A 24563-nucleotide genomic window follows, 5' to 3' on the forward strand; every position below is an offset into this window, starting at 1 on the left:
CCGACCAATCCTGCAGGTCTGTGCACGACACAGCATCATTGTCTCGGCAGCACCGCATCCTGAACAGCAGCACGCCGGAGCACGATCACCGCGTTGCCACGCCAAGGCTGTAGCCCTGTAGTACTAGACCGCGGCGCCCACCCGCTCGCCGTCCAGGGTCGCCGCCCCCGCCCGGCGAGGGGCGAGGCAGTCGCCCACCCGGTGGACCTCCAGCCCGCTGCCGTGCAGGGCGTGCCACAGCTCGTCGTCCGGCGCCGCGGGCGCGGCCACCACCACCCAGTCGACGGTCCGCTCCTCGGCGGCGCCGGTCGGGTGGTGCAGCAGCCGGACGGTGGGCCGCGCGCCGGGCGCCACCGAGGTCACCAGCCGATCGGGCGACCGCCGGATGCCCAGCCGGGCTGCCCGCCCCTCCCAGCCGGGTCGGTCCAGGGTGAGCCCGAGGTCCTGCCCGACGGCCATCGCCGCGGTGGTCACCTCGACCGCGCAGCCGCGGCCGGCGAGCAGCTCCGCCGTGGCGGTCGCCGCGGCGGTCCCGAGGTCGTCGACGACCAGCACCTCGCCGGCCGGGGACGTCCGCCCGGTGAGCACGTCGCGCACGTCGACGACGCGGTCGCACTCCCCGGCCCACGCCGGCCGGACGGCGCGGGCGCCGGTGGCGAGGACGACGACGTCCGGCGCCTCGGCGCGCACCCGGTCGGCGGTGGCGCGCACCCCGGTGCGCACGTCGACGCCGGCCCGGGCGCACTCGGCGGCGAGGTCGTCGACCAGCGGGCGCAGCCCCGCCCGGCCGGGGGCGGACGCCGCGGTCCGGATCGAGCCGCCGGTGCGCGGGTCCTGCTCCCACACGGTGACCGCGTGCCCGCGCTGGGCGGCGGTCGCGGCGGCGCGCAGCCCGGCCGGCCCACCCCCGACGACGAGCACCCGCCGGCGGCGCTCCGGCACCGGCAGCGGGGCCTCGCGGCCGGCCCGCGGGTTGGTCACGCAGCCCAGCGGGCGGTTGCGTCCGACCCGGCCCACGCACTCCTGGTTGCAGCCGAGGCAGGTGCGGATCTCCGCGGCTCGCCCGGCGACGGCCTTGCCCGCCCACTCCGGGTCGGCGATCTGCCCGCGGACGACGCCGACCAGGTCGCAGTCGCCGTCGGCCAGCGCCCGCTCGGCCTGCGCCGGGGCGAGGAAACGGCCGACCCCGACGACCGGCACGTCGACGGCGGCGCGGATCGCGGCGGAGACGCAGCGGGCGCAACCGGGCGGGGTGGTCATCGGCGGGATCACGCGCTCGAGGGTCGCCGTCGCCACGCCGACCGTGGTGCTCAGGTAGTCGACCAGCCCGCGCTCGGCGAGCAGCCGCGCGGTGGCCACGGCCTCGGCGAGCGTCGTCCCGTCGTCCACGCCCTCCTCGCCGGCCAGCCGGACGCCGACGGCGTGGGCCGGCCCGACCGCCTCCCGGACGGCGGTGAGCACCTCGACGAGGAAGCGGGCGCGGTGCTCCAGAGGGCCGCCGTAGCCGTCGGTGCGCCGGTTGGTGGCGCGGGAGAGGAACTGGCGGACCAGCGAGGACTGCGAGCCCTGAACCTCGACGCCGTCGAATCCCCCGGCCGCGCACCGGGCGGCGACGTCGGCGTAGCCGGCGACCAGCCGGGCGAGATCGGCGGTGCCGGCCTCGCGGGGGACCTCGCCGAACAGCGGGTCGGGGACGGGCGACGGCGCGACCACCGGGGCCCGGGTGTGCAGGGAGTCCGACTGCCCCCCGTTGTGGTTGACCTGGGCGAACACCGGTACGCCATGTGCGTGGACGGCGTCGGTGACCAGGTGGTACCCGGGCAGGACAGCCGGGTCGTACCCGCGGAGGAGCTTCTCGTAGGGGCGGTCGGCCGGGTCGGTCGAGCACTCCTCGGTGACCACCAGACCGGCTCCGCCGGCCGCGCGAGCGGCGTAGTAGGCGGCGTGCCGGGCCGTCGGCAGGCCGTCGATGGCGAAGTTCGTCAGGTGGGCCGGGAAGACGACCCGGTTGGGCAGCGTCACCGGGCCGACCCACAGCGGGGTGGACAGGCGCTCGCAGCCCACCCGCACCACCTCCCCTGTCCCCGGGATGCCGCCTCCCGGCGACAGTAGAGACTCGGGAGCACGCCTCCTCGAGGCTGCTCTGCGGAGGCGAGCCCGTGCACCGTGCCGCAGGTCTCGGTGGCCGGGGTGGCGGAGCAGTCGTCGCAGCGAGCGGCCGGCCCCACGCCGCCGCCCGCGTGTCGGGGTCCGGCGTCCTGGGCAGGAGGGGGCCGACCCGACCCGCACTCCGAGAGGACGGACATGACCACCGAGGACACCCGCAAGGTCGCCGAGCTGATCAAGGGGGAGCGCATCGGCTTCCTCACCACGGTGACCCCCCAGGGGAAGCTGACCAGCCGCCCCATGGCGCTGCAGGAGGTCGAGTTCGACGGCGACCTGTGGTTCTTCGCCGAGCGGACCGCTCCGTGGCTCGGCCACATCGCCACCTCGCCGCAGGTCAACGTCGGCATCGGCTCGGGCGGCACCTGGGTGTCGCTCACCGGGATGGCCGCCGTCGTCGAGGACACGGCGAAGAAGAAGGAGCTGTGGAACAGCGCCGTGGAGGCGTGGCTGCCGCAGGGCCCGGAGGACCCCTCCGTCGTGCTGGTCGAGGTCGACGGCGACTCCGCGGAGTACTGGGACAGCCCCGGCAACCGGCTGGCCACCGCGTTCAGCTTCGTCAAGGCCAAGGCCACCGGTCAGAAGCCCGACACCGGCGAGCACCAGAAGGTCGACCTCTGACAGCCGACCGGCAGCCGACGTCGACCGGGCACCCAGGCGGGCGCGCCACCGTGGAGAGCGTCCACCTGGAGGTGTCCCGATGCTCGCGATCGTCGTCCTGCTGGTCTTCCTCGCCGTCCTGACGCTGGCCGACCTCTCGCCCGTCCTGCTCCCCCGGGGCGGCGCCGGGCTCGTCGCTCCGTTGCGCTGACCGGGCCCGGCCACGGGATGCCGTGGCCGGGCCCGCTCGTGCGGCTCAGCGGATGGTGTAGCCGGCGTCCACCGGCAGGGTGACCCCAGTGATGTAGCGGGCCTCGTCGGAGACGAGGAACAGGATCGCGTTGGAGATGTCGACCGGGTCGACGTAGGGCACCGGCAGCGGGTGCAGCGTCTCGAACAGCTCGGCGAACTTCTCGCGGTTGGGCTCGGGGTCGTCGGGCGTGAACAGCCCCCAGGTCTTCGGGTTCTGGATCATCACCGTGTCCACCCCCGTGGGGTGCACGGAGTTGACGCGGATCGACTGCTTGCCGAACTCGTTGGCCAGGGTCCGCATGACGCCGATGACGCCGTGCTTGGCCGCGGTGTAGTGGATGGTGTTCGGCGTTCCCTTGAGCCCGGCGGTCGAGCTGGTGATGACGATCGACCCGCCGTTGTCGACGAGGTGCGGCAGCGCCACCTTGCAGGTGTTCCAGACGCCGGTGAGGTTGATGTCGATCATCTCGCGCCAGGCCTCGTCGGTGAGCTCGAGCGAGGGCTGGATCTCGAACACGCCCGCGTTGGCCAGCACGATGTCGAGCCGGCCGAGCTGCGCCACCCCCTCGTCGACGGCGGTCTTCAGCGCGGCGCTGTCCCGGACGTCGGCCTGGGTGGCGACGATGCGCCGGTCCAGCTCCTCGACCTGGCGCACCGTCTCGGCGAGGTCCTCCGCGGTCGCCGGCGGGTACATCTGGATGCTCTCCACCGGCCCGCACAGGTCGACGGCGATGACGTCGGCGCCCTCCTGTGCCAGGCGCACCGCGTGGCTGCGCCCCTGGCTGCGCGCGGCCCCCGTGATGAACGCGACCTTGCCCTCTACACGTCCGGCCATGGGTGCTGCTCCCCTCGCTCGCTGGTGGTCGGTCAGGTCACTTGGTGGTCCAGCCGGCGTCGACCGTGTGCCGGGTCCCGGTGACGAAGCGGCCGGAGTCCGCGGCCAGGTAGAGGACGGCCTCGCTGACGTCCTCGGGCTGCACCCACGGCGTCTCGAGCAGGTTGAGCGACTGGAAGACGTCGCGGACGTCGTCCCGGGTGGGGTGCTCGAGGTCGGGCCGGAACAGGCGGTACACGTTCTCGTTCTGGATCAGCGGCGTGTCCACGTTGGTGGGGTGGATCGAGTTGACCCGGATCCGGTCCGGGGCCAGCTCCTGGGCCAGGCTGCGCATGAGCCCCACGACGCCGTGCTTGGCGGCGACGTAGGAGGCCACGTTCGGCATGCCGCGCAGCCCCAGCGCCGAGCTGACCAGGATGACCGCGCCGCCGTTCCCGGAGGCCCGGATGTGCGGGACGGCGGCCTTGGCGGTGAGGAAGACGCCGGTCAGGTTGACCTCGAGCATGTCCCGCCACTCCTGGACCGGCGTCTCGGCCACCTCGTGCGGCGGGACGCCGATGCCGGCGTTGGCGACGGCGACGTCGAGCCGGCCCAGCTGGGCGACCCCGTCGGCGAGGCCCTCGGTGAGCGCCTCCTCGTCGGTGACGTCGGCCTGGAACGCGACCATCCGCCGGTCGAGGGCCTCCACCGCCTTCACGGTCTCGGCCAGGTCGTCGGGCGTGGTCACCGGGCCGGTGGCGCTCGGGATCGGCCCGCAGACGTCCATCCCGATGACGTCGGCGCCCTCCTGCGCGAGCCGGACGGCGTGACTGCGGCCCATCCCCCGCCCGGCGCCGGTGATGAAGACGACCTTGCCGTCCATCCTGCCCATGACCGCTCCTCTCGCCGCGCCACCCTCGACCGTGGAGCGGGCCACGGTCGGCCGCCCGACCCGCGTGGAACCATGCGCCTGGATCGCCGAACCTAGGGGCCGCGGTGTGGTGTGCGCAACAGCGCCGCCCCGCGACGCGACCGTGCCGCCCCGCGACGCGACCGTGCGGCCCGGCGAGCGGCTAGCGGACGGTGAACCCGGCGTCGACCGGGAGCGTCACGCCCGTCACGTACCGGCCCTCGTCGCTGACCAGCCAGGCGATCGCGTTGCTGATGTCGACCGCCTCGATCAGCTCGACGGGCATCAGGTTGGCCAGCATCCCCGCGGACTCCTCGTTGGCCGCGAGCCAGTTCTTCAGCACCTCGTTCTCGACCATGGGGGTGGCCGCACCGGTGGGGTGCACGCTGTTGACCCGGATGGAGTGCGGCGCCAGCCAGTGGGCGAAGCTGCGCATCAGGCCGACGACGCCGTGCTTGGCGGCCGCGTACGCCGTGACGGCGCCGCTGCCGTCACCGCCGCGGCCGGTGAGCCCCTGGGTCGAGCTGGTGAGCACGATCGACCCGCCCTGGCCCTGCTCGATCATCCGGGGTGCGGCGACGTGCACCGTGTGCCAGACGCCGGTCAGGTTCACGCCGATGACGTCGTCCCAGGTGCGCAGCGGGTCGGGCTCCGGCGTGCCCGCGGCCGAGATGCCCGCGTTGGCCAGCACGATGTCGACCCGGCCGAGCTCGGCCACGCCGTCGTCGAGCGCCGTCTGCAGCGCGGCGGCGTCCCGGACGTCGGCCTGCCGGGTGACGATCCGCCGGTCGAGCGCCTCCACCTCCTCGGCGGTCTGCGCCAGGTCCTCCGGCGTGGCCATCGGGTAGGCGATGGTCTCCATCTGGGCGCAGAGGTCGACGGCGATGACGTCGGCGCCCTCCCTGGCCAGCCGGATGGCGTGGGAGCGGCCCTGCCCCCGCGCCGCGCCGGTGATGAAGGCGACCTTGCCCTCGAGCTTGCCCATGACGGTCCTCCTCGACGACCTGGAACGGGTGGCGGCGACCGGCCGCACGGATGACCGACCGGGACGCCGGGGTACCCACGGCTGTCCCGCGAACCTGCCCGTCGCGCGGGGTCGAGGTCAACCACCGGGCCCCGCTCGTGGCCGAGAGCGCAGGCGCCCTCCCGCCGGGGCCGACCCCTGCCCGGTCACGCTCCGAGGAGGGTGCGGGCCGCGCGCCGGCCCTCGAGGACGGCCTCCAGCACGGTGCGCGGCGCGACGACGTCCCCCGCTGCCACGGCGCCCGGGGGCACCCGGCCGGGCAGGCCGGGGGCGGCGTCGACCAGGACGGCGCAGGGGAGCTCGCGCCGCTCGCCGGTCCAGCGGTCGGCGAGCACGGCCGCGCCGTCGCCGACCGCGCGCAGCACGGACGCCGTCTCCCGGCGCACCCCGGCCCGCAGCAGCCGGGTGTTGGCCGGGGCCAGGTCACCGCCCAGCCGGACGCCGACCACCTCGTCGGGAGTGGCCACGGTGACCTCGCGGCCGGCCGCGGCGAGCAGCTCGGCCACCCCCACCGCGACCGGCCCGCCGACGGGGTCGTGCACGACCACCGGCCCGGGCGGCACGGCCGCGCCGGCGAGCACGTCGGCGGCGGTCAGCACGCACGCCTCCCCGGCGACGACGTACCCGGGCGGCCGGGGCCGGGCGCCGGTGGCGATAACGTCGCCGGAGTCCGCCGCCGTCCCCAGCTCCACCCGGACGCCGAGCCGCGCCACCTCGCCGACCAGCCAGCCGGCGAGGTCGGCGAACCGCGCCCGCCCGGGCAGCGCGGCGACCAGCGGCAGCGCGCCGCCCAGCCGGCCGGAGCGCTCCACCAGCCGGACCTCGACCCCCGCCGCGGCGAGCACCCGCGCCGCCTCCAGCCCCGCCGGGCCGCCGCCGACGACGGTCACCTCCCCCGAGGGGCCCTCGTGGCCACTTCGGCCCCCGGGGGAGGGGCCGAAGTGGCCACGAAGGCTGTCCGACAGCGGGTCGGGCTCCTCGGTCTCGTGGCCGCTGCGCGGGTCGGCCACGCAGCTCACCAGGGGGTTGCGGACGTCGTGCACCTGGCAGGCCTGGTTGCACAGCGTGCAGGGCCGCACCGGCGTCCCGGCCCGCGCCTTGGCCACCAGGTCGGCGTCGGCGATCTGGGCGCGGGTCATCTCGACGGCGTCGGCGACGCCGTCGGCGAGCGCGGCCTCGGCCATCCCGACGTCCACCACCGAGCCCTGCAGGACGACCGGCGTCCCTCCGGCGGCCGCCCGCACCCGCCGGGTGAGGTCGGCGTTGGACCCGGGTGGGGTGTGCCCGTCCGGCCGGTACGCCGCAGGCGCCAGGCCGCTGCCCCGGACGACGACGAGCAGGTCGACCAGCGGGGCCAGCGTGCTCACGGACGACGCCGCGACCGCCGGGGTGATCCCCGCCCAGGGCGCCAGCTCGTCGCAGGACAGCCGCAGCGCGAGCACCCGCCCGTCCCCGAGCGCCGCGCGGACGGCGGCCAGCACCTCGCGCAGCAGCCGCAGCCGGTCGGCGCCGTAGCCGTCGGTGCGGGTGTTGGTCAGCCCGGAGGCGAACTGGCGCAGCAGCGACCGCGCCCCGGCGTCGACCTCCACGCCGTCGGCGTCCGCCGCCACCGCGGTGCCCGCAGCCGCCCGGAAGCCGTCCACCAGCGCGTCGATCTCCGGCCGCTCCACCGCCACCGGCACCTCGCGGGTGGCGACGTCGGGGAGCGCGGACGGCGCCCAGAGCGGGGTCTGCGCGTACGCCGAGCTGCCCTGCGCGCCGGTGTGGCCGAGCGAGGCGAGCACGAGCGCGCCGTGCGGACGGCAGGCGGCGACGACGCCCGCCCAGCCCGGCCCGCACTCGGCGGCCAGCGGCGCCCGCTCGTAGGGGTGGTCGGACGCGTGCACCGACGCGGTCTCGACGACGACGATGCCGCACCCCCCGCCCGCGCGGCGGGCGTAGTAGGCGACGTGCCGCGCCGAGAGCGCCCGCCCCCGGCCCAGGTTGGTCTCGTGCGGGCCGAACAGCACCCGGGAGGGCGCCGTCCGGCCCGCCAGGACCAGCGGGTCGAGCAGCGAGGTCAGCGCAGGTCGAGCCCGGCCAGCGGGGACTCGTCGCAGGTCTTCGCCGGGGCCTTCGGGATCGACGGCATGCCCAGCAGCGTGGGCTGGCCGCGCACCGGGCCGGTGTGGGAGTGGTCGAGGGAGCTCCTCGGCGGAACCGTGGAGGCGGCGCGGGCGGCGAGCGCGGCCTCGCCGTAGCCCTGCACGCACTCGGGGTCGGGGCCGTCGAGCGGCAGGCCGGTGAAGAACTTGGCCGCCATGCAGCCGCCGCGGCAGGCGTCGAAGTGCGCGCACCTGGTGCACGCGCCACCGGTCTGCGGGCTGCGCAGCTCGGCGAACAGCTCCGAGGACCGCCAGACCCGCTGGAAGCCGCCGGGCGAGCGCACGTTGCCGGCGAGGAACTGCTCGTGGATGGCGAACGGGCAGGCGTAGACGTCGCCCACCGGGTCGATCAGGCAGACCACCCGCCCGGCGCCGCACAGGTTCAGCCCGGGCAGCGCCTGGCCGTAGGCCGACAGGTGGAAGAACGAGTCGCCGGTGAGCACGCGGTCGCCGTGGGCCAGCAGCCAGGAGTACAGCTCGCGCTGCTGGTCCTGGGTCGGGTGCAGGGAGTCCCAGACGTCGGCGCCGCGGCCGGAGGGGCGCAGGCGGGTGATCCGCAGCTGGGCGCCGTAGCGGTCGGTGAGCGCCCTGAACTCGTCGAGCTGCCCGGCGTTCTCCCGGGTGACCACGACCGACACCTTGAAGTCGCGCATCCCGGCCTCGGCCAGGTTCTCCAGCGCCCGGACGGCGGTGGCGAACGAGCCCGCGCCCCGGACGCGGTCGTTGACCTCGGCGGTCGCACCGTCGAGGGAGATCTGCACGTCGACGTAGTCGGTGGCCGCCAGCTGCTCGGCGCGGGCGCGGTCGAGCTTGACGCCGTTGGTGGAGAACTTGACCCCGACGTCGTGGCCGATGGCGTAGTCGAGCAGGTGCCAGAAGTCCGGCCGGACGGTGGGCTCGCCGCCGCCGACGTTGACGTAGAAGACCTGCATCCGCTGCAGCTCGTCGAGAACGCGCTCGGCCTCGGCGGTGGACAGCTCGCGCGGGTCCCGCCGTCCGGAGGAGGACAGGCAGTGCACGCAGGCCAGGTTGCAGGCGTAGGTGAGCTCCCAGGTCAGGCAGATCGGGGCGTCGAGCCCGTACTCGAACTGGTCGATCAACCGCCCCGTCGGGGAGGTGGGGCGGGCGGCCGGCACGGCGGGACGCAGCGGGCGGGCAGGCAGGACGGCGGTCATGCGGGGGACTCCCGGAGCTCGATCATCTGCGAACGGGCGAGGTCGGCCAGGGCCTTGACGTAGGCGGGGTGCTGCGCCTCGGGGACCCCGCAGGCGACGAGGGTGGCCTCGGCGCTGGGGTGGTCGGCCAGCGTCTCGACGACGCTGACCAGCGTCGGCGACTTCAGGAAGGACAGCTTCCGGTTGCCGAAGTGGTAGACGAGCGCGCCGAAGGGCTCGGGGCGCAGCGCCACCGAGCGGGCCCGCCGCCAGGGCAGCGACGGGTCGAAGGGTGCGGGGTCGGGCATCCCGGGAGGCGGAGCGGCGCCGGTGTCACCCACCGGCTCGGCCGGCGCCGCGAGGGGGGCCTCGATCAGTACACCCCGCACATGCCGTCGATGGAGACCTCCTCGACGAGCGACTCCTCGACCAGCACCTCCTCGGCGGCGGGAGCCGTGCCCTCGTCGCCGGTGGCCTGCGGATCGGTGGTCTCGGGCACGGCGCCTCCTGTGATCGGGGTTACGGGTCGGACGGGACGTTAGTGACACCCAGTGCCAGCGGCAACACCGATCCGGGGACGCCGACGTGGCGGTCCGGCCGTCCACGGCACCGGGTGCTCCAAGATGGTGTGCGTGACCGACCTGCTACCCGACGCACGCACGGAGACCCGCGCCCGCATCGAGCAGGCCGCCCTCGACCTGTTCACGCGCAGGGGCTTCGAGCAGGTCACCACCGACGAGATCGCCGACGCCGCGGGGATCAGCCGGCGCACGTTCTTCCGGTACGTCGCGACCAAGGCCGACGCGGTGTGGGGCGACTTCGGGTCGCACGTCGACCGGTTGGACCGGCTGCTGTCGGCCACCCGCCCCGACCAACCGGTGCTCGCCTCGATCTGCGCGGCCTACGTCGAGGTCAACGACTACGCGGTGGCCGACCTGCCGATGCTGCGGCAGCGGATGACCCTCGTCCTGGGCGAGCCGGCCCTGCAGGCGCACTCGCAGGTCCGCTACGCCGACGTCGACCGGGTGGTGGCCGAGCACGTCGCCCGGCGCGCCGGCCTCACCCCCGGCGCGCTGCTGCCCCGGCTGGTCGCCACGAGCACGCGCGCGGCCGCGACGACGGCGTTCGAGGTCTGGCTGGCCGACGGGACGACGTCCCTCGCCGACGACCTGCACGCCGCCTTCGACCAGCTCGCCCTGGGCTTCCCCGGCCTGCGCACCCGCGCCGCCTGACGCCGTCCGGAGCCGGGGGCGGGGCCGGGGCCGCACCACCGTCCGGGGACCCGTGGGCGCGGGTCAGGCGGGTCAGCTGCCGGGTGCTCCGGCGCCGAGGCGGTCCAGCTCGGCCAGGTCGTCGAGGCCGAGCAGCAGCGCGGCCGCCGCGAGGTTCGCCTCCAGCTGCGCCACCGAGGTGGCGCCCGGGATCAGCAGCAGGTTGGGGGAACGGGCCAGCAGCCGACCTGGGCAGGGGTCACGTGGCTCACCCCGAGGTGGCGGAGGAGCCCCTCCTGCTGCAGCTGCGCCAGCGCCGCGAACGGCTCGGCGAGGGAGCGCTCCTCTGCCTCGCCCAGCCCCGGCATCCGCAGGGTGACCACGTCCAGCACGTCCAGCACGTCCAGCCCCAGCTGGTCCAGGTCGTCCTGCACCGCCCGGCGCAGCTCCACAGGTGTCAGCGCCTCCATCGAGGTGCTCAGGACGCGAGCCACTCCCGCAGCCCGGCCAGCAGGCGCTCGACATCGGCGGCGTCGGTGTAGGGGGCCAGCCCGACCCGCAGGCCACCGGTGTCGCCCAGCCCGAGCCAGCGGGAGGCCTCGATCGCGTAGAAGGACCCGGCCGGCGCGTTGACGCCCCTTCCGGCGAGGAAGCGGTGGGCGTCGGCGGCGTCCCGGCCGGCGAAGGTCATCAGCAGGGTCGGGGTGCGCCGCCGGGCCCGGGACCACACGGTGACGCCGGGTAGCGCGCGGACGCCGTCCTCGACGCGCTCCCGCAGCCGGTCCTCGTGCGCCTCCACCGCGGCCATCCCGGCCTCCAGCCGGCCCCGGCGGTCCCCCTCCGAGCCCCCGTCGCCGGCTCTGCCGGCCGGGGGGCCCAGCCCGGCGGCTCTGCCGGCCGGGGGGCCCAGCCCGGCGGCTCTGCCGGCCGGGGGGCCCAGCCCGGCGGCTCTGCCGGCCGGGGGGCCCAGCCCGGCGAGGAAGTCGACCGCGGCGGTCGTGCCGGCCAGCAGCTCGTAGGGCAGCGTGCCCAGCTCGAAGCGCTCCGGGACGGCGTCGGTCGAGGGCAGCAGCTTGTCCGGGTGCAGCGTCTCCAGCAGGTCGGGCCGGGCGATGACGCAGCCGCAGTGCGGGCCGAGGAACTTGTACGGCGAGCAGGCGTAGAGGTCGGCGCCGAGTACCTCGACGTCGACGGCGGCGTGCGCGGTGAGGTGCACTCCGTCGACGTAGGTCAGCGCCCCGGCGGCGGAGGCGAGGACGCTGATCGCGGCGACGTCCGGCCGGGTGCCGATGAGGTTCGAGGCGCCGGTGACCGCGACCAGGCGGGTTCGGTCGGACAGCACCGCGCCCACCTGCTCCGGCGCCAGCTCCCCGGTGGCCGGGTCGAACGCCGCCCAGCGCACCGTGGCGCCGCGGGCCCGCGCGGCCTGCACCCACGGGCGGACGTTCGCGTCGTGGTCCAGCCGGGTCACCACCACCTCGTCCCCCGGACCCCAGCCGGCCGACAGCACCCGGGAGAAGTCGTAGGTCAGGGACGTCGTGCTGCGGCCGAAGACGACGCCACCGGGGTCGCCGGCGACCAGGTCGGCGACCGCCCGGCGCGCGGCGAGGACGATGTCGTCGGCGTTGCGCTCGGCCTGCGTGACCCGCCCGCGGTTGGCCATCGGCGCGGTCATCGCCCCGGCGACCGCGGCGGCCACCGACCCGGGCACCTGCGACCCCCCGGGCCCGTCGAAGTGGGCGGTCCCGGACCGCAGGGCGGGGAAGCAGGCGCGGACGGCGTCGACGTCGTAGCTCACCCGGTCAGGATGCCGGGCCGCCCTCCCCTGCGGCCGGGTCGCGCGGACGGCGCTCTGCGTCGGCTCGGGTCGCCGACCGCACGATGCGGTCGGGCCGGACGACGACGCTGCCCGCCCGCCCCCGCCGCAGCCAGGCGGTGAGCGCGCCGCCCACGTCGACCACCTCGGTCTCCGGCCCGCCCTCGGGGCGGACCGCCAGCCGCCCCGGGGCGAGCAGCCGCAGCCGCGCCGTCCCGGACCCGAGGACGTCGTCCACCGGGCAGCCGCGGTCGCCGACGCGGACCGGGGCGCGGGGCAGCAGCGTGCCCGCCAGCCGCCGCCCCGCCCGGCCGCGGCGCGCCACCAGCGGGCCGCGGCGCAGCGGCGGCGTGCGGCTGTCGGTCGCGAACGCCGCGACCGCCGGGACCCGCCCGGCGACGGCGAGGACCCCGCGGCGCAGGCCCGCCGCGCCCCGGCCGCCGCCGGTCATCAGCCGGCCGACCAGCAGCGCCAGCCGCACCATCGCCCGGGCGTGCGGCTCCCGCTCGGCCTGGTGCGTGTCGAGCAGCGCCTCGTCGGCGGTCCCGGTCAGCACCGCGGCCAGCTTCCAGGCCAGCTGGTGGACGTCGCGCAACCCCAGCCCGAGCCCCTGCCCGATGAACGGCGGGGTGAGGTGGGCGGCGTCGCCGGCGAGCAGCACCCGCCCGCTGCGCCAGCGGTCGGCCACCTGGGCGCGGTAGGTGTACTCGGCCACCCGCACCACCTCGGCGCCCGCCGCGCCGAAGGGTGCCAGCAGCGCCGGGAGCCGGGCCGCGAGCTCCTCGGGCATCTCCCCCGGACGCAGCCGGGCCTCCCAGCGGTAGCGGTCGCCGGTGACCGGCATGAACGTGGCCGCCCGGTGCGGGTCGCAGACCTGGTGCACGCCCGGCCACACCGGCAGCGGCGCGGCCGAGCGGAGGTCGGCGACCAGCCAGCGGTCGGGCCGGCCGAGGTCGCGCATGCGGGCGCCGACGAGCCGGCGCACCGTGCTGTGGGCGCCGTCGCAGCCGAGTACCGCGGCGGCGGCCAGCGGGGAGCGGGTGCCCGACGCGCGGTCGAGCACGGTGAGCGCCGCGCCGCGGTCGTCCCGGGCCAGGTCGACGAGTTCCGCGCCGGCGCGCAGGGTGATCCCCGGCGTCCGGCCGACGGCGGCCAGCAGCAGGTCCTCCAGGTCGGGCTGGTGGAACATCGAGCCCTGCGGCCAGCCGTGCGCCCCCGCGGCCGCGGAGCGGCGGAACTCGGCGAGGGTGCGCAACCGGCCGTCGAGCAGCCGCAGCCCGCGCACCGGCCGGCCGATCCGGAGGAAGTCGTCGGCCACCCCGGCGTCGGCCAGGGCCCGCAGCGCCTCGTCGTCCAGGTGCACCGCGCGGGGCTGCCCGTAGGGCGCCGGCTGCCGCTCGAGGACGAGCACCTGCACCCCGCGGCGGGCCAGCAGCAGCGCCGCCGTCAGCCCGACCGGCCCGGCGCCGACGACGACCACCGGGGTGTTCGACACCGGTCCACCCTCCCAGCCGGCGCACCAGGAGGTGGCGGCGACGTTGCACCGCCCTTCCCCTGGTGTGGTCCGCGCCATAACGTGCCGAGCACGGCCGTGCGCCGGTCCATGCGGACATGCCCTCAGCGGTGAGGGCGACGAGGAGGTCTCCTGTGCCCGTGAACACCCGCGGAGCGATCGTGCGCTCCGCCCCCGGCAAGTACGAGGTCGTCGACCTGGTCGCCGACGACCCCCGCCCGGGCGAGATCCAGGTGAAGATGGCCGCGTCGGGGATGTGCCACTCCGACGACCACATCGCCACCGGTGACATCCCGGTGGCGCACTACCCGATGTGCGGCGGGCACGAGGGGTCCGGCGTCGTCACGGCCGTCGGGCAGGGCACCAAGGGGTTCGCGGAGGGCGACCACGTCGTCTTCTCCTTCCTGCCCGCCTGCGGCAAGTGCCGCTGGTGCGCCGCCGGCATGAGCTACCTGTGCGACCTGGGCGCGGGCCTGCTCACCGGTGCCCGCTTCGACGACCCGGAGAGCTTCCGGTTCACCACCTCCGACGGCACCCCCGTCGGCCAGATGTGCGGGCTGGGCACCTTCGCCGAGGTCACCACGGTCAGCGCCGACTCGGCGGTGAAGATCCCCGAGGACATCCCGCTCGACGTCGCCTGCCTGACCGGCTGCGGCGTCGGCACCGGCTGGGGCTCCTCGGTGATCGCGGCCGGGGTCGAGCCCGGCGACACGGTGATCGTCATGGGCATCGGCGGCATCGGCATCAACGCCGTCCAGGGTGCCGCGCACGCCGGCGCCAGCCACGTGATCGCCGTCGACCCCGTCGCCTTCAAGCGGGAGAAGGCCCAGGAGCTGGGCGCCACCCACGCCTTCGAGAGCATCGAGGAGGCCGACGAGTTCGCCAAGAGCGTCACCAACGGGCAGGGCGCGGACAAGTCCGTGGTCACCATCGGGGTCACGACCGGCGAGCACGTCGCCCAGGCCTTCTCCGCCACCCGCAAGGCCGGCACCATCGTCGTCACCGGGCTGGGCGACATCACCGACAAGAACCTGCCCATCTCCATCGGCGAGCTCACCCTCTTCGCCAAGGAGCTCAAGGGGGCTCTGTTCGGCGACTCGAACCCGCACACCGACATCCTCAAGATGCTCAGGCTCTACCAGGAGGGGAACCTCAAGCTCGACGAGCTGGTCACCAAGCGGTACACGCTCGACGAGGTGCAGCAGGGCTACGAGGACATGCACGCCGGCAAGAACATCCGCGGCGTGATCGTCTACGACTGAGAAAGGACCCCCTTCCTCCCCACCCCTCGCACGCTCGGGGCGGGCCCCCGGAAGGGGGCCGTTCCAGCACGTCACCCTTCCTCCCCACCCCTCGCACGCTCGGGGCGGGCCCCGGGAAGGGGGCCGTTCCAGCACGTCACCGGGGCCGGGGCGTCCTCAGCACGGGAGCGCCCCGGTCGCGTGTCCCACCACCCCTCGAGGAGCGCACACCCGTGGACAACAGCGCCGCCGCCCGGCGGCTGGACGTGGGCGGCATGGTCCGGGTCGCCCGGGAGCGGGTGGTCGCCCGCCTCCGGGAGGCCGAGGTCGTCGCCGCGGCGCTGTCGGCCGGCCGCAACGTCCTGCTCGAGGGGCCGCCGGGGACCGGGAAGACGACGCTGCTGCGCTCGCTGGCCGACGGCGCCGGCGTCCCCCTGGTGCTGGTCGAGGGCAACGCCGAGCTCACCCCCGCCCGGCTGGTCGGCCACCACGACGCCTCCCGGGTGCTCACCGAGGACTACCGCGCGGAGAACTTCGTGCCCGGCCCGCTCACCCGGGCGATGACCGACGGCGCGCTCCTCTACGTCGAGGAGTTCAACCGGGTGCCCGAGGAGACGATGAACGTCCTGCTCGGCGTCCTGTCCGAGCGGGAGATGCACGTGCCCCGCTACGGCCGGGTCACCGCCCGGCCCACCTTCCGGCTGGTCGCGGCGATGAACCCGTTCGACGCCGTCGGCACCGCCCGGGTCACCCCCGCGCTCTACGACCGCTCCTGCCGGGTGGCCATGGGCTACCAGGACGAGGACGCCGAGCTCGCCGTCGTCGCCGCGGCCACCGGCGGCCCGGTCGACCTGGTCGCGCAGGCGGTGCGCACCGTGCGGATCACCCGCGACCACCCCGAGCTGCGCATCGGCGCCTCGGTGCGCGGCGCGATCGACACGGTGCTCATCGCCCGGGAGCTGGCCACCGTCCGCGGCGACGCGGCGTCCCCCGCCGACCCGGTCGACGACACCGCCGGCCTGGACGCCGCGCTGGCCGCGCTCACCGGCAAGGTGACCCTCGCCGACGGCACGGCCCGGCCGGTGGAGGACGTCGTCGCCGACATCTGGCACAGAGCAGGTCTCGAACTGCAGAGTGCGGGTGAGGAGCCGGGAAAAGCCTGACCCCCGAGGAGCCGGGGGTGCCGCCGCCACCGGGCCCGGGCGGGCTGGCCGACCCACCGGGACGCCGTCCGCCCCGGCCGGCGCCGGTGGAGGACCCGGAGGACGTCGAGCGGGTGCTCCGGCAGAACGCGGCGCGGCGCGCCGGCCGCGACGAGCTGGCCCGGGCGCACCCGGAGTTCCGGCAGGTCTCCCCACAGCTCGGGGAGCTCGACGAGCAGGCGATGAGCGACCTCGCCGCCCGCGACCCGGAGGCGGCCGCCCGGCTGCTGGCGGCGATGGGCCGGGCGTTCGACCCGGGGCTGCGGGCCGCCGCCCGCGCCCTGGCCTGCCGGCTGCCCGTGGGCGCCCCGCGGACCGGCGTCCCCGACCGCCCGGGCACCCGGCGGATGGTGACCCGGCGGGACGACACCGGCAGCGACGTCGACCTCGACGCGTCCCTCGCCGCCCGGGGCGCCGAGCCGCACTGGCAGCCGGCGCACCTGCACACCCGCGGCTGGCGCGCCACCGGTCGGGCCTGCGTGCTGCTCGTCGACGCCTCGGGCTCGGTCGCCGGGGACGAGCTCGCGGTCGCCGTCCTGACCGCCGCGGCGCTGGCCCAGCGGATGCGGCCGGGCGACGAGTACGCCGTCGTCGCGTTCTGGTCGCAGGCGGTCGTGCTGCGCCCGCTGTCGGCCGACCCGCGCACCGACGTCGTGGTCGACCGGCTGTTCGACCTCGCCGGCGGCGGGACGACCGACCTCGACCTGGGCCTGCGGACGGCGGCCGCGCAGCTGGCCCGGTCCCGCGCGGCGGCCCGCGACGTGCTGCTGCTCTCCGACGGTCTGCCGACCGACAGCCCCGACCCGCTGCCCTCGGCCGCGGCGCTGGCCCGCGCCGGCGCCCACCTGCACGTGCTGTCGCTGTCGGAGGAGCCGGAGTCGGTGGCCAACTGCGCCGCACTGGCCGCCGCCGGGGACGGCCGGGTCGCCCCGCTGCTGCGGCCGACCCAGGCGCCGGCCGCCGTCCGCACCCTCCTCGGCTGAGCGGAGGAGATCCGCCGGGATGACGCCCGTCAGCGGGCCGGCTCGTCCGCGTCGAGCAGGCCGTACTCGCGGGCCTCCGCCGCGTTGAGCAGCCTCCCTTCGCGCATGTCGGCGGCGACCTGCTCGACCGGGCGTCCGCACGCGTCGGCCAGCCGCTCCTGCAGGCGGCGCACCTGTCGGGCGTGCTCGTCGGCCCAGGCCTGCACCTCGTGCCCGGGCACGCCGCGCGGCGCCCGCGGCTCGCGCAGCCGCAGCGTCGCGTGCGCTCCAGCGGCCCGCCGGTCGGCGACGGCGAGCACCGCGACCGCCGGGCCGGTGAGGGTGCCCAGGCAGGTGGCGTGCACCGGCGCGCCCACGAGGTCGAGGGCGTCGACGAGGGTGAGCGCGCCGTCCAGGTCGACGCCGACCCCGGACAGCTGGAGGCGGACCGGTCCGTCCCCGGTCGCGTCGAGCAGCGCCAGCTCGGCCACCGCCCGGTTGACGGCTTCGGCGTCCAGCTCGCCGGCGAGGGTCAGCACCCGCTGCTCGAGCAGCCGCTCGGCCAGCCAGTCCCCCGTGCCGACGACGACCGCGGCCGACGCCGACGACGGGGTCGTCGCCGGCGGGCGCGGCTCGGGCTGCCACGGCGTGCGCGGCCACTCGGGTGTCCGCGGGGGGAACGGCGGGTCGGGAGGACGGGGCGGCACGGGTGGCCAGGTGCCCATGGGTCGGCTCATCGGGACTCCTCGGACGGTCGGACCTGCCAGTCGACGGTGCGGCCCAGCGCGGCCGCGTAGCGCTCCAGGGTGGACAGCCGCGCGTCGAGCCCCCCGCTCTCCAGGCGGGCGACCGCCGACTGCGACGTCCCCATGCGGGCGGCGATCTCGGTCTGGCTCAGGTCGCTCTCCCGGCGGGCGCGGACCAGCTCCTCGATGAGCCCGCGCCGGCGGTCGGCGAGGTCCTGCAGACCGGGGAAGGCGCTGCGGCGGGGCTCGGACGACGACGGCATAGCAGAGAAGGTATCGCTTCTCCGCTATGGCCGCCGCCCCTCTGCCGTGATCATGGGGTTGTTGCAGGCGACACGCGCGGACACGCCGACGCGAGCGGCGACAACCCCATGATCGCCTCGGGGCGGGCCGCCCGAGGCGGGACGACGCCCTCAGCGCTCGGCGGTGCGGTGGATGGGGCCCTCGGTGCCGGTCAGCCGCTCCCCCGAACCGCCCCACCGCCCGGCGATGACCTCGGCCGCGATGGAGATCGCCGTCTCCTCCGGCGTCCGCGCGCCGAGGTCCAGGCCGATCGGCGAGGACAGCCGCGCCAGCTCCTCCTCGGAGAGCCCCGCCTCCTCCAGCCGGGCGAGGCGCTCCCCGTGCGTGCGCCGCGATCCCATCGCCCCGACGTAGGCGACCGGCAGCCGCAGCGCGACCTCCAGCAACGGGACGTCGAACTTCGGGTCGTGGGTGAGCACGCAGAGCACGGTGCGCTCGTCGATCCGGCCGGCGTCCACCTCCGCCTGCAGGTAGCGGTGCGGCCACTCGACGACCACCTCGTGCGCGTCCGGGAAGCGCTTGGCCGTCGCGAACACCGGGCGGGCGTCGCAGACGGTGACCCGGTAGCCGAGGAAGGCCCCCACGCGCGCGACGGCGGCGGCGAAGTCGATCGCGCCGAAGACGACCATCCGCGCCGGCGGGGCGAAGGCGTTGACGAACAGCGACAGCTCGTCGCCGCGGCGCTCGCCGTCGTGGCCCACGTGCAGCATCCCGGTGCGCCCGGCGGCGAGCATGCCGCGGGCGTCGGCGACGACGGCGTCGTCCAGCCGTTGCAGGCCGAGGGTGCCGGAGCTGCGGTCGGGCCAGACCACCACCCGCCGGCCCACCCGGTCCGCGGGCCCGGCGACGCAGGTGGCGACGGCGACCGGTTCGTGCCCGGCGACGCTCTCGGCGACCTCGCCGAGCTCGGGGAACGACTCCCGCGACACCGACTCGACGAAGACGTCGAGGATGCCGCCGCAGGTCAGCCCGACGGCGAAGGCGTCGTCGTCGCTGACCCCGTAGCGCTCGAGGGTGGGGACGCCGGTCTCGACGACGTCCTTGGCCTCCTCGTAGACCGCGCCCTCGACGCAGCCACCGGAGACGCTGCCCACGGCGGTGCCGTCGGGGCCGACGAGCATCGAGGCGCCGGCGGGCCGGGGCGCCGAGCGCCAGGTGGCGACCACCGTCCCCATCCCGACGGTCTGCCCCGCCTGCCACCAGCCGACCAGGTCCTCGAGCACGTCACGCACGGGAGGGCTCCTTCCCCACCAGAGGCCGAGAGCCGAGGATTCCTCCGCTCTCGGCCTCCATCAACACCTCAGGCACGCTCGATGACTCCCGCGAGCTCCTCGAACGCGGCCATGCTGTGCCCGGCCACGAAGGAGTCGACCGCGGGCAGCGCCGCCTGCATCCCGCCGGTGAGCGGCTGGTAGCCCGTGCGTCCCTTGTGCGGGTTGACCCACACGACCGCGTGCGCCAGCCGCCGCAGCCGCGCCATCTGCTCGGCCAGCAGCTCGGTGCCGCCCCGCTCCCAGCCGTCGCTGCACACCACCACCACGGCCCCGCGGGCGGTGCCCCGCTGCCCCCACCGGTCGAGGAAGGCCTTGAGCACCTCGCCCAGCCGGGTGCCGCCGGACCAGTCGGGGATCGCCGCGCCGCTGGCGGCCAGCGCCTCGTCCGGGTCGCGCAGCCGCATCTCCCGGGTCACCCGGGTCAGCCGGGTGCCGACGGTGAACACCTCGGTGGCGGCCGGGTGCGCCCGCACCGCCGCGTGCGCGAAGCGCAGCAGCGCGTCGGCGTAGGGGCTCATCGACCCGGAGACGTCGACCAGCAGGACTACGCGGCGCGGGCGGGGCCGGGACCGGCGGTGCAGCAGACGGGTGACCTCGCCGCCGTCGTGCAGGGCGCGCCGCACGGTGCGGGAGGCGTGCACGGCGCCGTGCGGACTCGGCCGGCGGCGCCGCGAGGGGCGCATCGGTGACGCCGGCACCAGCAGCGCGAACAGCCGGCGCAGGTGCTCGCGCTCGGCGACGGTCATCTCGGCGACGTCGCGGTGGCGGAGCACCTCGTCGGCGCTGGCCCGACCGGCGGTCTCCGGGGGTTGCTCGCCCTCGTCGCCCTCCCCCGACCCGGCGTCCAGCGGCGCCGCGGCGGCGACCCGCTGCTCGGGCTGCCCCGCGGGGCGCGCCGGCCGCGGCGCCTCGCCGGCGAAGTAGGCCGCGAAGGCGGCGTCGTAGCGGTCCAGGTCGTCCGGCCCCGCGCACAGGGTCAGCCGACCGGCCCAGTACACGTCGCTGGGATCGAGGACGTCGAGCGCCCCGACGGCGGCCAGCATCGCCTCGACCCGGTCGGGGGAGGCGCCCACCCCGGCGTGCCGCAGGGTGCGCGCGAAGCCGAGCACCGTGTCGACGACGTCCCGCCGCGGCGCCTCCGAGACCTGGCGAGCGTCACCTGCGTCACGAGCTCCGGGACGGGGGGTGTCGCTCCCCGCGCCCGGGGCAGCCTCGTTCCGGGTCCCGCCCCGGGCGTGCGAGGGGTGGGGAGGACGAGGTCCTTCCTCAGCCACCGAAGAGCGCCCCTCGGGCCAGCGCGTGCACCCGGTCGGTGTCCTCCCGGTACTTGAGGACGGCGCCCAGCGTGCGGGCCGCGACGTCGGGGTCCAGCTCGCGGGCGCCCAGGGTGTGCAGCGCCGTCGCCCAGTCCATCGCCTCGGCGACCCCCGGCGACTTGAGCAGGTCGAGGGTGCGCAGCTTCGCGGTCGCCCGGGCCACCTCGCGGGCCAGCTGCTCGGTCACCTCGGGCAGCCGGCGGCGCAGGATGGCCACCTCGCGGTCGAAGTCGGGGTGGGCCAGCCAGTGGTAGAGGCAGCGCCGCTTGAGGGCGTCGTGCACCTCGCGGGTGCGGTTGGAGGTGAGGACCACCAGCGGCGGGGTCTGCGCCCGGATCGTGCCCAGCTCGGGGATGGAGATGGTGAAGTCGGAGAGGACCTCGAGCAGGAACGCCTCGAACTCGTCGTCGGCGCGGTCGACCTCGTCAACCAGCAGCACGCTCGGGGAGTCCTCCAGCGCCTGCAGCAGCGGGCGGGCCAGCAGGAAGCGGCGGTCGTAGAGGGAGGCCTCGAGGGTCGCCACGTCGTCCGGGGAGCCGGCGGAGCCGGTGGCGTGCGCGGCCTCGGCGGCGCGCAGGTGCAGCAGCTGGCGGCCGAAGTCCCAGTCGTAGAGCGCCTGGCTGGCCTCCAGTCCCTCGTAGCACTGCAGCCGGTACAGCGGCCGGCCGGTGACCTGGGCCAGCGCCCGCGCCAGCGCGGTCTTGCCCACCCCGGCCTCGCCCTCGAGGAACAGCGGCCGGTGCATGGCAAACGCCAGGTAGGCCGCGGTCGCCAGGCCCTCGTCGGGCAGGTAGCCGCTGTCCTCCAGAGCGGCGGCGAGCTCGTCGGGGTTCCTGGGGCCGCCGTCCGGAGACGTCACCGGCCGCAGCGTGGTCTCACTCACGTCGCCGAGCATCCCACCGGGAACAGGCCGTCCGCCCCCGGACGGCAGGTGGCCGGCCGCGGACGACGTCCGCGGCCGGCCACCGCTGCGCGGAGCACCCGGAGCTGCTGCCGGGCCGAACGGGTCAGCTGCGCCGGGTCGTACCGGTGCCGGGGTCGGTGTCGGTGTCGACCTCGATCTCCTCCTTGCGCAGAGTCTCGTTGACCGGGACCTGCTCGGTCACCGTCTCGGTGTCCAGGCGGACCCGCTCGACCGGCACGACCTCCTTCTCCACCACCGGGCGCTCGGCGTGGAGGGTGACCTCGTGCTCCTCCTCGGAGATGGCCGGTCCGTCCATGGCCCGGCCCACGTTGGCGTCGGTGATCGGCTCGCGCTCGACACGGACCTCCTCGCGGGTGACCGGGACGGTCTGGGTCACGTTCTCGGTGACCACGTACTTGCGCAGCCGCGCCCGGCCGGTCTCGACGCGCTGCGTACCGACGCGCAGCCGCTCCTCGGAGCGGGTCATCGCGTCGTCGGTGGTCGGGCCGGAGGTGTCCCGGCCGACGGTGCCGCGCGTGCCCGTGTCGGTCGTGGCCATGCCGGCCATGCCGGCCGTGGTGGTGTCGGTCGTGGTGGTCATCGTGTCGGTGCGGCCGGTGGTCTGCGTACCGCTGGTGCCCATGCCCAGGCCGTAGTAGCGGTAGAGCTCCTGCTCCTCCTCCGGCGACAGGTGCCCGTCGGTGTCGATCCGGGGGGCGTCCTTGACCTGGTCCTTGGTGACGCTGACCCGCAGGCCGTCCCCGGTCAGGTCCGCGCCCTGGAGGGGTACGAAGGACTCCTTGGTGCCGAACAGGCCGGTGCGGACGGTCACCCACTCCGGCTGGCCGGTCTCGTCGTCGAGGTACACCTCCGATGCGGAACCGATCTTGTCGCCCGACGGGTCGTGGACGTCCTTGCCGATCACCTGGCTGATGCTGTCGGTGCCGATCATGCTCGCTGTCACTCCCTCTTCTGGATCGTGGTGACTCAGTCGGCAACGTGGGTGACCACTCCACGGTGAGGCGAAACGCGAGAGGCACCGATTGATCCAATCGGGCAACGGGTCGGAGCCGGGGCGGTGACGGGCCGCAGCCGAGGTGGTGCGGCGCGTCGTCCGCGGCACGGCCGCGCGAGGTGGTCAAGCTGGACCGCGTGCCTCCCCGCTCGCCGTACGACGACCTGGTCCACCCGCGCACCGTCAGGAAGCCCACCCCGCAGGTCGAGGCCGAGCGCGACCTCGTCGTCGAGGACCCGAGCTCGGGGTTCGTGGGCGCCGTGGTGCGCTGCGAGAAGGACGTCGTCCACCTCGAGGACCGCTTCGGCCGCGTGCGCGCCTACCCGCTCGGCCCCGGCTTCTGGGTGGACGGGCGACCGGTCGTGCTCGTCCGGCCGAAGCCGCAGGCGCCGACCGCGCCGGCCCGCAGCGCGTCGGGCTCGACCTACGTGGCGGGTGCGCGGGCGCGGGTGGCCCGCGGAGGGCGGGTCTATGTCGAGGGCAAGCACGACGCCGAGCTGGTGGAGAAGGTCTGGGGTCACGACCTGCGCATCGAGGGTGTCGTCGTCGAGCCGCTGCACGGTGTCGACGACCTGTCGGCGATCGTGCGCGACTTCCGCCCCGCCTCCGGACGACGGCTCGGCGTGCTGGTCGACCACCTGGTGAGGGGGTCCAAGGAGTCGCGGATCGCGGCAGGGGTGACCGGCGAGCACGTGCTCGTCGTCGGCCACCCGTTCGTCGACATCTGGCAGGCGGTCAAGCCCTCCGTCGTGGGCATCCGGGCGTGGCCGACCGTCCCGAAGGGGCAGCCGTGGAAGGAGGGCGTCTGCCGCGCGCTGGGCTGGGAGGACGACACCGGCCACGTCTGGGCGCAGCGGATCCTCGCCCGGGTGCGCGCCTGGACCGACCTGGAGCCCGCGTTGATCGGCCGGGTCGAGGAGCTCATCGACTTCGTCACGGTGACACCGTGATCCTCCGGACCACCCCGCTCGACGACTCGCCGCGATCACGGGGTCGAGGAGGCGACACGCCGGTTCCGGACGGCGTGTCGCGCCCCGAACTCCATGATCGCAGCAGGCTGCCCTCAGCGCTCAGCGGGGGATCCAGCGCTCAGCGGGGGGTCCAGTCGAAGGTGTCGGGGTCCGGGCCGGTGCGCTCGCCGCGGTCGAGGGCGGAGATGTCGCCCATCGCGTCCCCGTCGAGCTCGAAGTCGAACAGCGCGGAGTTCTCCTGCATGCGCTCCCGGGAGACCGACTTCGGGAAGACGACGTCACCGCGCTGCACGTGCCAGCGCAGCACCACCTGCGCCGGCGTCCGGCCGTAGCGCTCGGCCACCCGCACCACCACCGGGTCGTCGAGCACCTTGCCCTGCGCGATCGGCGACCAGGCCTCGGTGACGATCTCGTGGTCGGCGTCGAACGCCCGGACGTCGTCCTGCGCGAGGTAGGGGTGCACCTCGATCTGGTTGACCGCCGGCCGCACCTCGGCTTGCGCGAACAGCCGGCGCAGGTGGTGCGGGTTGAAGTTCGACACGCCGATAGCGCGGCACCGGCCGCTGGCGTAGATCTCCTCCAGCGCCTTCCAGGTCTCGACGTAGTCGACGTCGATGCCCGGCAGGGGCCAGTGGATCAGGAACAGGTCGAGGTGGTCGAAGCCGAGGTCGGCCAGGCTCTGGTCGAAGGCGCGCAGCGCGTCGTCGCGGCGGTGGTACCCGTTGTTCAGCTTGCTGGTCACGAAGACCTCGCCGCGGTCGAGGCCCGAGCGGGCCCCGGCCTGTGCGATGGCCTCGCCGACGCCCTTCTCGTTGCGGTACATCTCGGCGGTGTCGATGTGCCGGTAGCCGACCTCGAGCGCGGTGGCGACGACGTCGGCGGTGTCCTCCGGCGGGACCTGGTACACGCCGAACCCCAGCTGGGGGATCTCGACGCCGTTGTTCAGCCGGGTCATGGGCACGGGTGCCACGGGTGCTCCTCTCGCTGACGGATGGGGGCGCCGCACGCGACGGGGGACGCGCGGCTCG

General features: G+C 75.7%; 24 protein-coding genes. 6 read left to right on the forward strand and 18 right to left on the reverse strand.

Annotated elements, in window-relative coordinates:
* Positions 1-123: 123 nt before the first annotated feature.
* Positions 124-2064, reverse strand: coding sequence for a mycofactocin system FadH/OYE family oxidoreductase 2 (locus tag DQ238_RS19275; RefSeq protein ID WP_233496111.1), 1941 nt, complete (start codon positions 2062-2064; stop codon positions 124-126).
* A 240-nt stretch (positions 2065-2304) separates the two neighbouring features.
* Here DQ238_RS19275 and DQ238_RS19280 point away from each other — a divergent pair, with 240 nt between their 5' ends.
* Positions 2305-2784: a pyridoxamine 5'-phosphate oxidase family protein gene (locus tag DQ238_RS19280; protein WP_113782868.1), complete on the forward strand. Its 480-nt coding sequence runs from the start codon at positions 2305-2307 to the stop codon at positions 2782-2784.
* Positions 2785-3019: 235 nt separating this feature from the next.
* Here the strand turns inward: DQ238_RS19280 and DQ238_RS19285 are convergent, their stop codons facing one another.
* The 7 genes from DQ238_RS19285 to mftA form a co-directional block, all read right to left on the reverse strand.
* Positions 3020-3850 (reverse strand): mycofactocin-coupled SDR family oxidoreductase, encoded by an 831-nt coding sequence (locus tag DQ238_RS19285; protein ID WP_113782869.1) that lies wholly within the window; start codon positions 3848-3850, stop codon positions 3020-3022.
* A 37-nt stretch (positions 3851-3887) separates the two neighbouring features.
* Entirely contained in the window at positions 3888-4721 is an 834-nt protein-coding gene (locus DQ238_RS19290) for a mycofactocin-coupled SDR family oxidoreductase (RefSeq protein WP_113782870.1), read from the reverse strand.
* Positions 4722-4902: 181 nt separating this feature from the next.
* Positions 4903-5724 (reverse strand): mycofactocin-coupled SDR family oxidoreductase, encoded by an 822-nt coding sequence (locus tag DQ238_RS19295; RefSeq protein ID WP_113782871.1) that lies wholly within the window; start codon positions 5722-5724, stop codon positions 4903-4905.
* Positions 5725-5909: 185 nt separating this feature from the next.
* On the reverse strand, positions 5910-7862 hold the full coding sequence (locus tag DQ238_RS19300; protein WP_370447528.1) for a mycofactocin system FadH/OYE family oxidoreductase 1: 1953 nt from the start codon (positions 7860-7862) through the stop codon (positions 5910-5912).
* A complete protein-coding gene (gene mftC / locus DQ238_RS19305) occupies positions 7823-9082 on the reverse strand; it encodes a mycofactocin radical SAM maturase (protein ID WP_113782872.1) in 1260 nt (419 codons plus the stop codon). The genes DQ238_RS19300 and mftC overlap by 40 nt, the downstream gene beginning before the upstream one ends.
* Entirely contained in the window at positions 9079-9369 is a 291-nt protein-coding gene (gene mftB, locus DQ238_RS19310; protein WP_113782910.1) for a mycofactocin biosynthesis chaperone MftB, read from the reverse strand. The genes mftC and mftB overlap by 4 nt, the downstream gene beginning before the upstream one ends.
* Before the next feature lie 65 nt (positions 9370-9434).
* Positions 9435-9560: a mycofactocin precursor MftA gene (gene mftA / locus DQ238_RS23930; protein ID WP_233496113.1), complete on the reverse strand. Its 126-nt coding sequence runs from the start codon at positions 9558-9560 to the stop codon at positions 9435-9437.
* A gap of 133 nt (positions 9561-9693) precedes the next feature.
* Between mftA and mftR the strand changes: the two genes are divergently transcribed.
* Positions 9694-10293, forward strand: coding sequence for a mycofactocin system transcriptional regulator (mftR, locus tag DQ238_RS19320; protein ID WP_233496114.1), 600 nt, complete (start codon positions 9694-9696; stop codon positions 10291-10293).
* A gap of 191 nt (positions 10294-10484) precedes the next feature.
* Here the strand turns inward: mftR and DQ238_RS19325 are convergent, their stop codons facing one another.
* From DQ238_RS19325 to DQ238_RS19335, 3 genes are read right to left on the reverse strand one after another with little or no spacing between them, the layout of a single operon-like run.
* Positions 10485-10766, reverse strand: a complete 282-nt coding sequence (locus DQ238_RS19325) for an aldo/keto reductase (RefSeq protein ID WP_158550847.1) — start codon at positions 10764-10766, stop codon at positions 10485-10487.
* Positions 10751-12070 carry a cysteine desulfurase-like protein gene (locus tag DQ238_RS24285; RefSeq protein WP_113782874.1) on the reverse strand — a complete coding sequence of 440 codons (1320 nt, stop codon included), beginning with the start codon at positions 12068-12070 and terminating at the stop codon, positions 10751-10753. Before DQ238_RS24285 ends, DQ238_RS19325 begins: the two co-directional genes overlap by 16 nt.
* A gap of 4 nt (positions 12071-12074) precedes the next feature.
* Positions 12075-13583, reverse strand: coding sequence for a bifunctional 3-(3-hydroxy-phenyl)propionate/3-hydroxycinnamic acid hydroxylase (locus DQ238_RS19335; protein WP_113782875.1), 1509 nt, complete (start codon positions 13581-13583; stop codon positions 12075-12077).
* A gap of 158 nt (positions 13584-13741) precedes the next feature.
* On the opposite strand from DQ238_RS19335, the gene DQ238_RS19340 reads away from it, so the two are divergent.
* From DQ238_RS19340 to DQ238_RS19350, 3 genes are all read left to right on the forward strand, one after another.
* On the forward strand, positions 13742-14863 hold the full coding sequence (locus DQ238_RS19340; RefSeq protein ID WP_370447526.1) for an NDMA-dependent alcohol dehydrogenase: 1122 nt from the start codon (positions 13742-13744) through the stop codon (positions 14861-14863).
* Positions 14864-15075: 212 nt separating this feature from the next.
* Positions 15076-16005, forward strand: a complete 930-nt coding sequence (locus DQ238_RS19345) for a MoxR family ATPase (protein ID WP_233496115.1) — start codon at positions 15076-15078, stop codon at positions 16003-16005.
* A 17-nt stretch (positions 16006-16022) separates the two neighbouring features.
* Complete coding sequence (locus DQ238_RS19350; RefSeq protein ID WP_233496116.1) at positions 16023-17027, forward strand: VWA domain-containing protein; 1005 nt, start codon at positions 16023-16025, stop codon at positions 17025-17027.
* Between the two features lie 29 nt (positions 17028-17056).
* Here DQ238_RS19350 and DQ238_RS19355 read toward each other — a convergent pair whose 3' ends face one another.
* The 6 genes from DQ238_RS19355 to DQ238_RS19380 form a co-directional block, all read right to left on the reverse strand.
* Positions 17057-17743, reverse strand: coding sequence for an ATP-dependent Clp protease proteolytic subunit (locus tag DQ238_RS19355; RefSeq protein WP_199506458.1), 687 nt, complete (start codon positions 17741-17743; stop codon positions 17057-17059).
* Positions 17740-18015 carry a helix-turn-helix domain-containing protein gene (locus DQ238_RS19360; RefSeq protein ID WP_113782878.1) on the reverse strand — a complete coding sequence of 92 codons (276 nt, stop codon included), beginning with the start codon at positions 18013-18015 and terminating at the stop codon, positions 17740-17742. The genes DQ238_RS19355 and DQ238_RS19360 overlap by 4 nt, the downstream gene beginning before the upstream one ends.
* A 150-nt stretch (positions 18016-18165) precedes the next feature.
* On the reverse strand, positions 18166-19287 hold the full coding sequence (locus tag DQ238_RS19365) for an XdhC/CoxI family protein (RefSeq protein ID WP_113782879.1): 1122 nt from the start codon (positions 19285-19287) through the stop codon (positions 18166-18168).
* Positions 19288-19355: 68 nt separating this feature from the next.
* Positions 19356-20438: a VWA domain-containing protein gene (locus DQ238_RS19370; protein ID WP_113782880.1), complete on the reverse strand. Its 1083-nt coding sequence runs from the start codon at positions 20436-20438 to the stop codon at positions 19356-19358.
* Between the two features lie 157 nt (positions 20439-20595).
* Complete coding sequence (locus DQ238_RS19375) at positions 20596-21540, reverse strand: AAA family ATPase (RefSeq protein WP_370447527.1); 945 nt, start codon at positions 21538-21540, stop codon at positions 20596-20598.
* 112 nt (positions 21541-21652) lie between these two features.
* On the reverse strand, positions 21653-22501 hold the full coding sequence (locus tag DQ238_RS19380) for a DUF2382 domain-containing protein (protein ID WP_113782881.1): 849 nt from the start codon (positions 22499-22501) through the stop codon (positions 21653-21655).
* A 200-nt stretch (positions 22502-22701) separates the two neighbouring features.
* Here DQ238_RS19380 and DQ238_RS19385 point away from each other — a divergent pair, with 200 nt between their 5' ends.
* Positions 22702-23514, forward strand: coding sequence for a DUF3097 domain-containing protein (locus DQ238_RS19385; RefSeq protein WP_113782915.1), 813 nt, complete (start codon positions 22702-22704; stop codon positions 23512-23514).
* A gap of 139 nt (positions 23515-23653) precedes the next feature.
* On the opposite strand, the gene DQ238_RS19390 is transcribed toward DQ238_RS19385, so the two are convergent.
* Positions 23654-24505, reverse strand: coding sequence for an aldo/keto reductase (locus DQ238_RS19390; RefSeq protein ID WP_199506459.1), 852 nt, complete (start codon positions 24503-24505; stop codon positions 23654-23656).
* Between the last annotated feature and the right edge of the window lie 58 nt (positions 24506-24563).

The sequence above is a fragment of the Geodermatophilus sp. TF02-6 genome (assembly GCF_003319115.1).
Taxonomy (GTDB): domain Bacteria; phylum Actinomycetota; class Actinomycetes; order Mycobacteriales; family Geodermatophilaceae; genus Geodermatophilus.

What these genes read in the sequence shown, in the direction of transcription:
- DQ238_RS19280 (WP_113782868.1), top strand. Translation starts at nt 2,305, where the DNA reads ATGACCACCGAGGACACCCGCAAGGTCGCCGAGCTGATCAAGGGGGAG.
- DQ238_RS19285 (WP_113782869.1), bottom strand. Translation starts at nt 3,850, where the DNA reads ATGGCCGGACGTGTAGAGGGCAAGGTCGCGTTCATCACGGGGGCCGCG.
- DQ238_RS19290 (WP_113782870.1), bottom strand. Translation starts at nt 4,721, where the DNA reads ATGGGCAGGATGGACGGCAAGGTCGTCTTCATCACCGGCGCCGGGCGG.
- DQ238_RS19295 (WP_113782871.1), bottom strand. Translation starts at nt 5,724, where the DNA reads ATGGGCAAGCTCGAGGGCAAGGTCGCCTTCATCACCGGCGCGGCGCGG.
- mftC (WP_113782872.1), bottom strand. Translation starts at nt 9,082, where the DNA reads ATGACCGCCGTCCTGCCTGCCCGCCCGCTGCGTCCCGCCGTGCCGGCC.
- mftB (WP_113782910.1), bottom strand. Translation starts at nt 9,369, where the DNA reads ATGCCCGACCCCGCACCCTTCGACCCGTCGCTGCCCTGGCGGCGGGCC.
- DQ238_RS19355 (WP_199506458.1), bottom strand. Translation starts at nt 17,743, where the DNA reads ATGAGCCGACCCATGGGCACCTGGCCACCCGTGCCGCCCCGTCCTCCC.
- DQ238_RS19360 (WP_113782878.1), bottom strand. Translation starts at nt 18,015, where the DNA reads ATGCCGTCGTCGTCCGAGCCCCGCCGCAGCGCCTTCCCCGGTCTGCAG.
- DQ238_RS19375 (WP_370447527.1), bottom strand. Translation starts at nt 21,540, where the DNA reads ATGCTCGGCGACGTGAGTGAGACCACGCTGCGGCCGGTGACGTCTCCG.
- DQ238_RS19380 (WP_113782881.1), bottom strand. Translation starts at nt 22,501, where the DNA reads ATGATCGGCACCGACAGCATCAGCCAGGTGATCGGCAAGGACGTCCAC.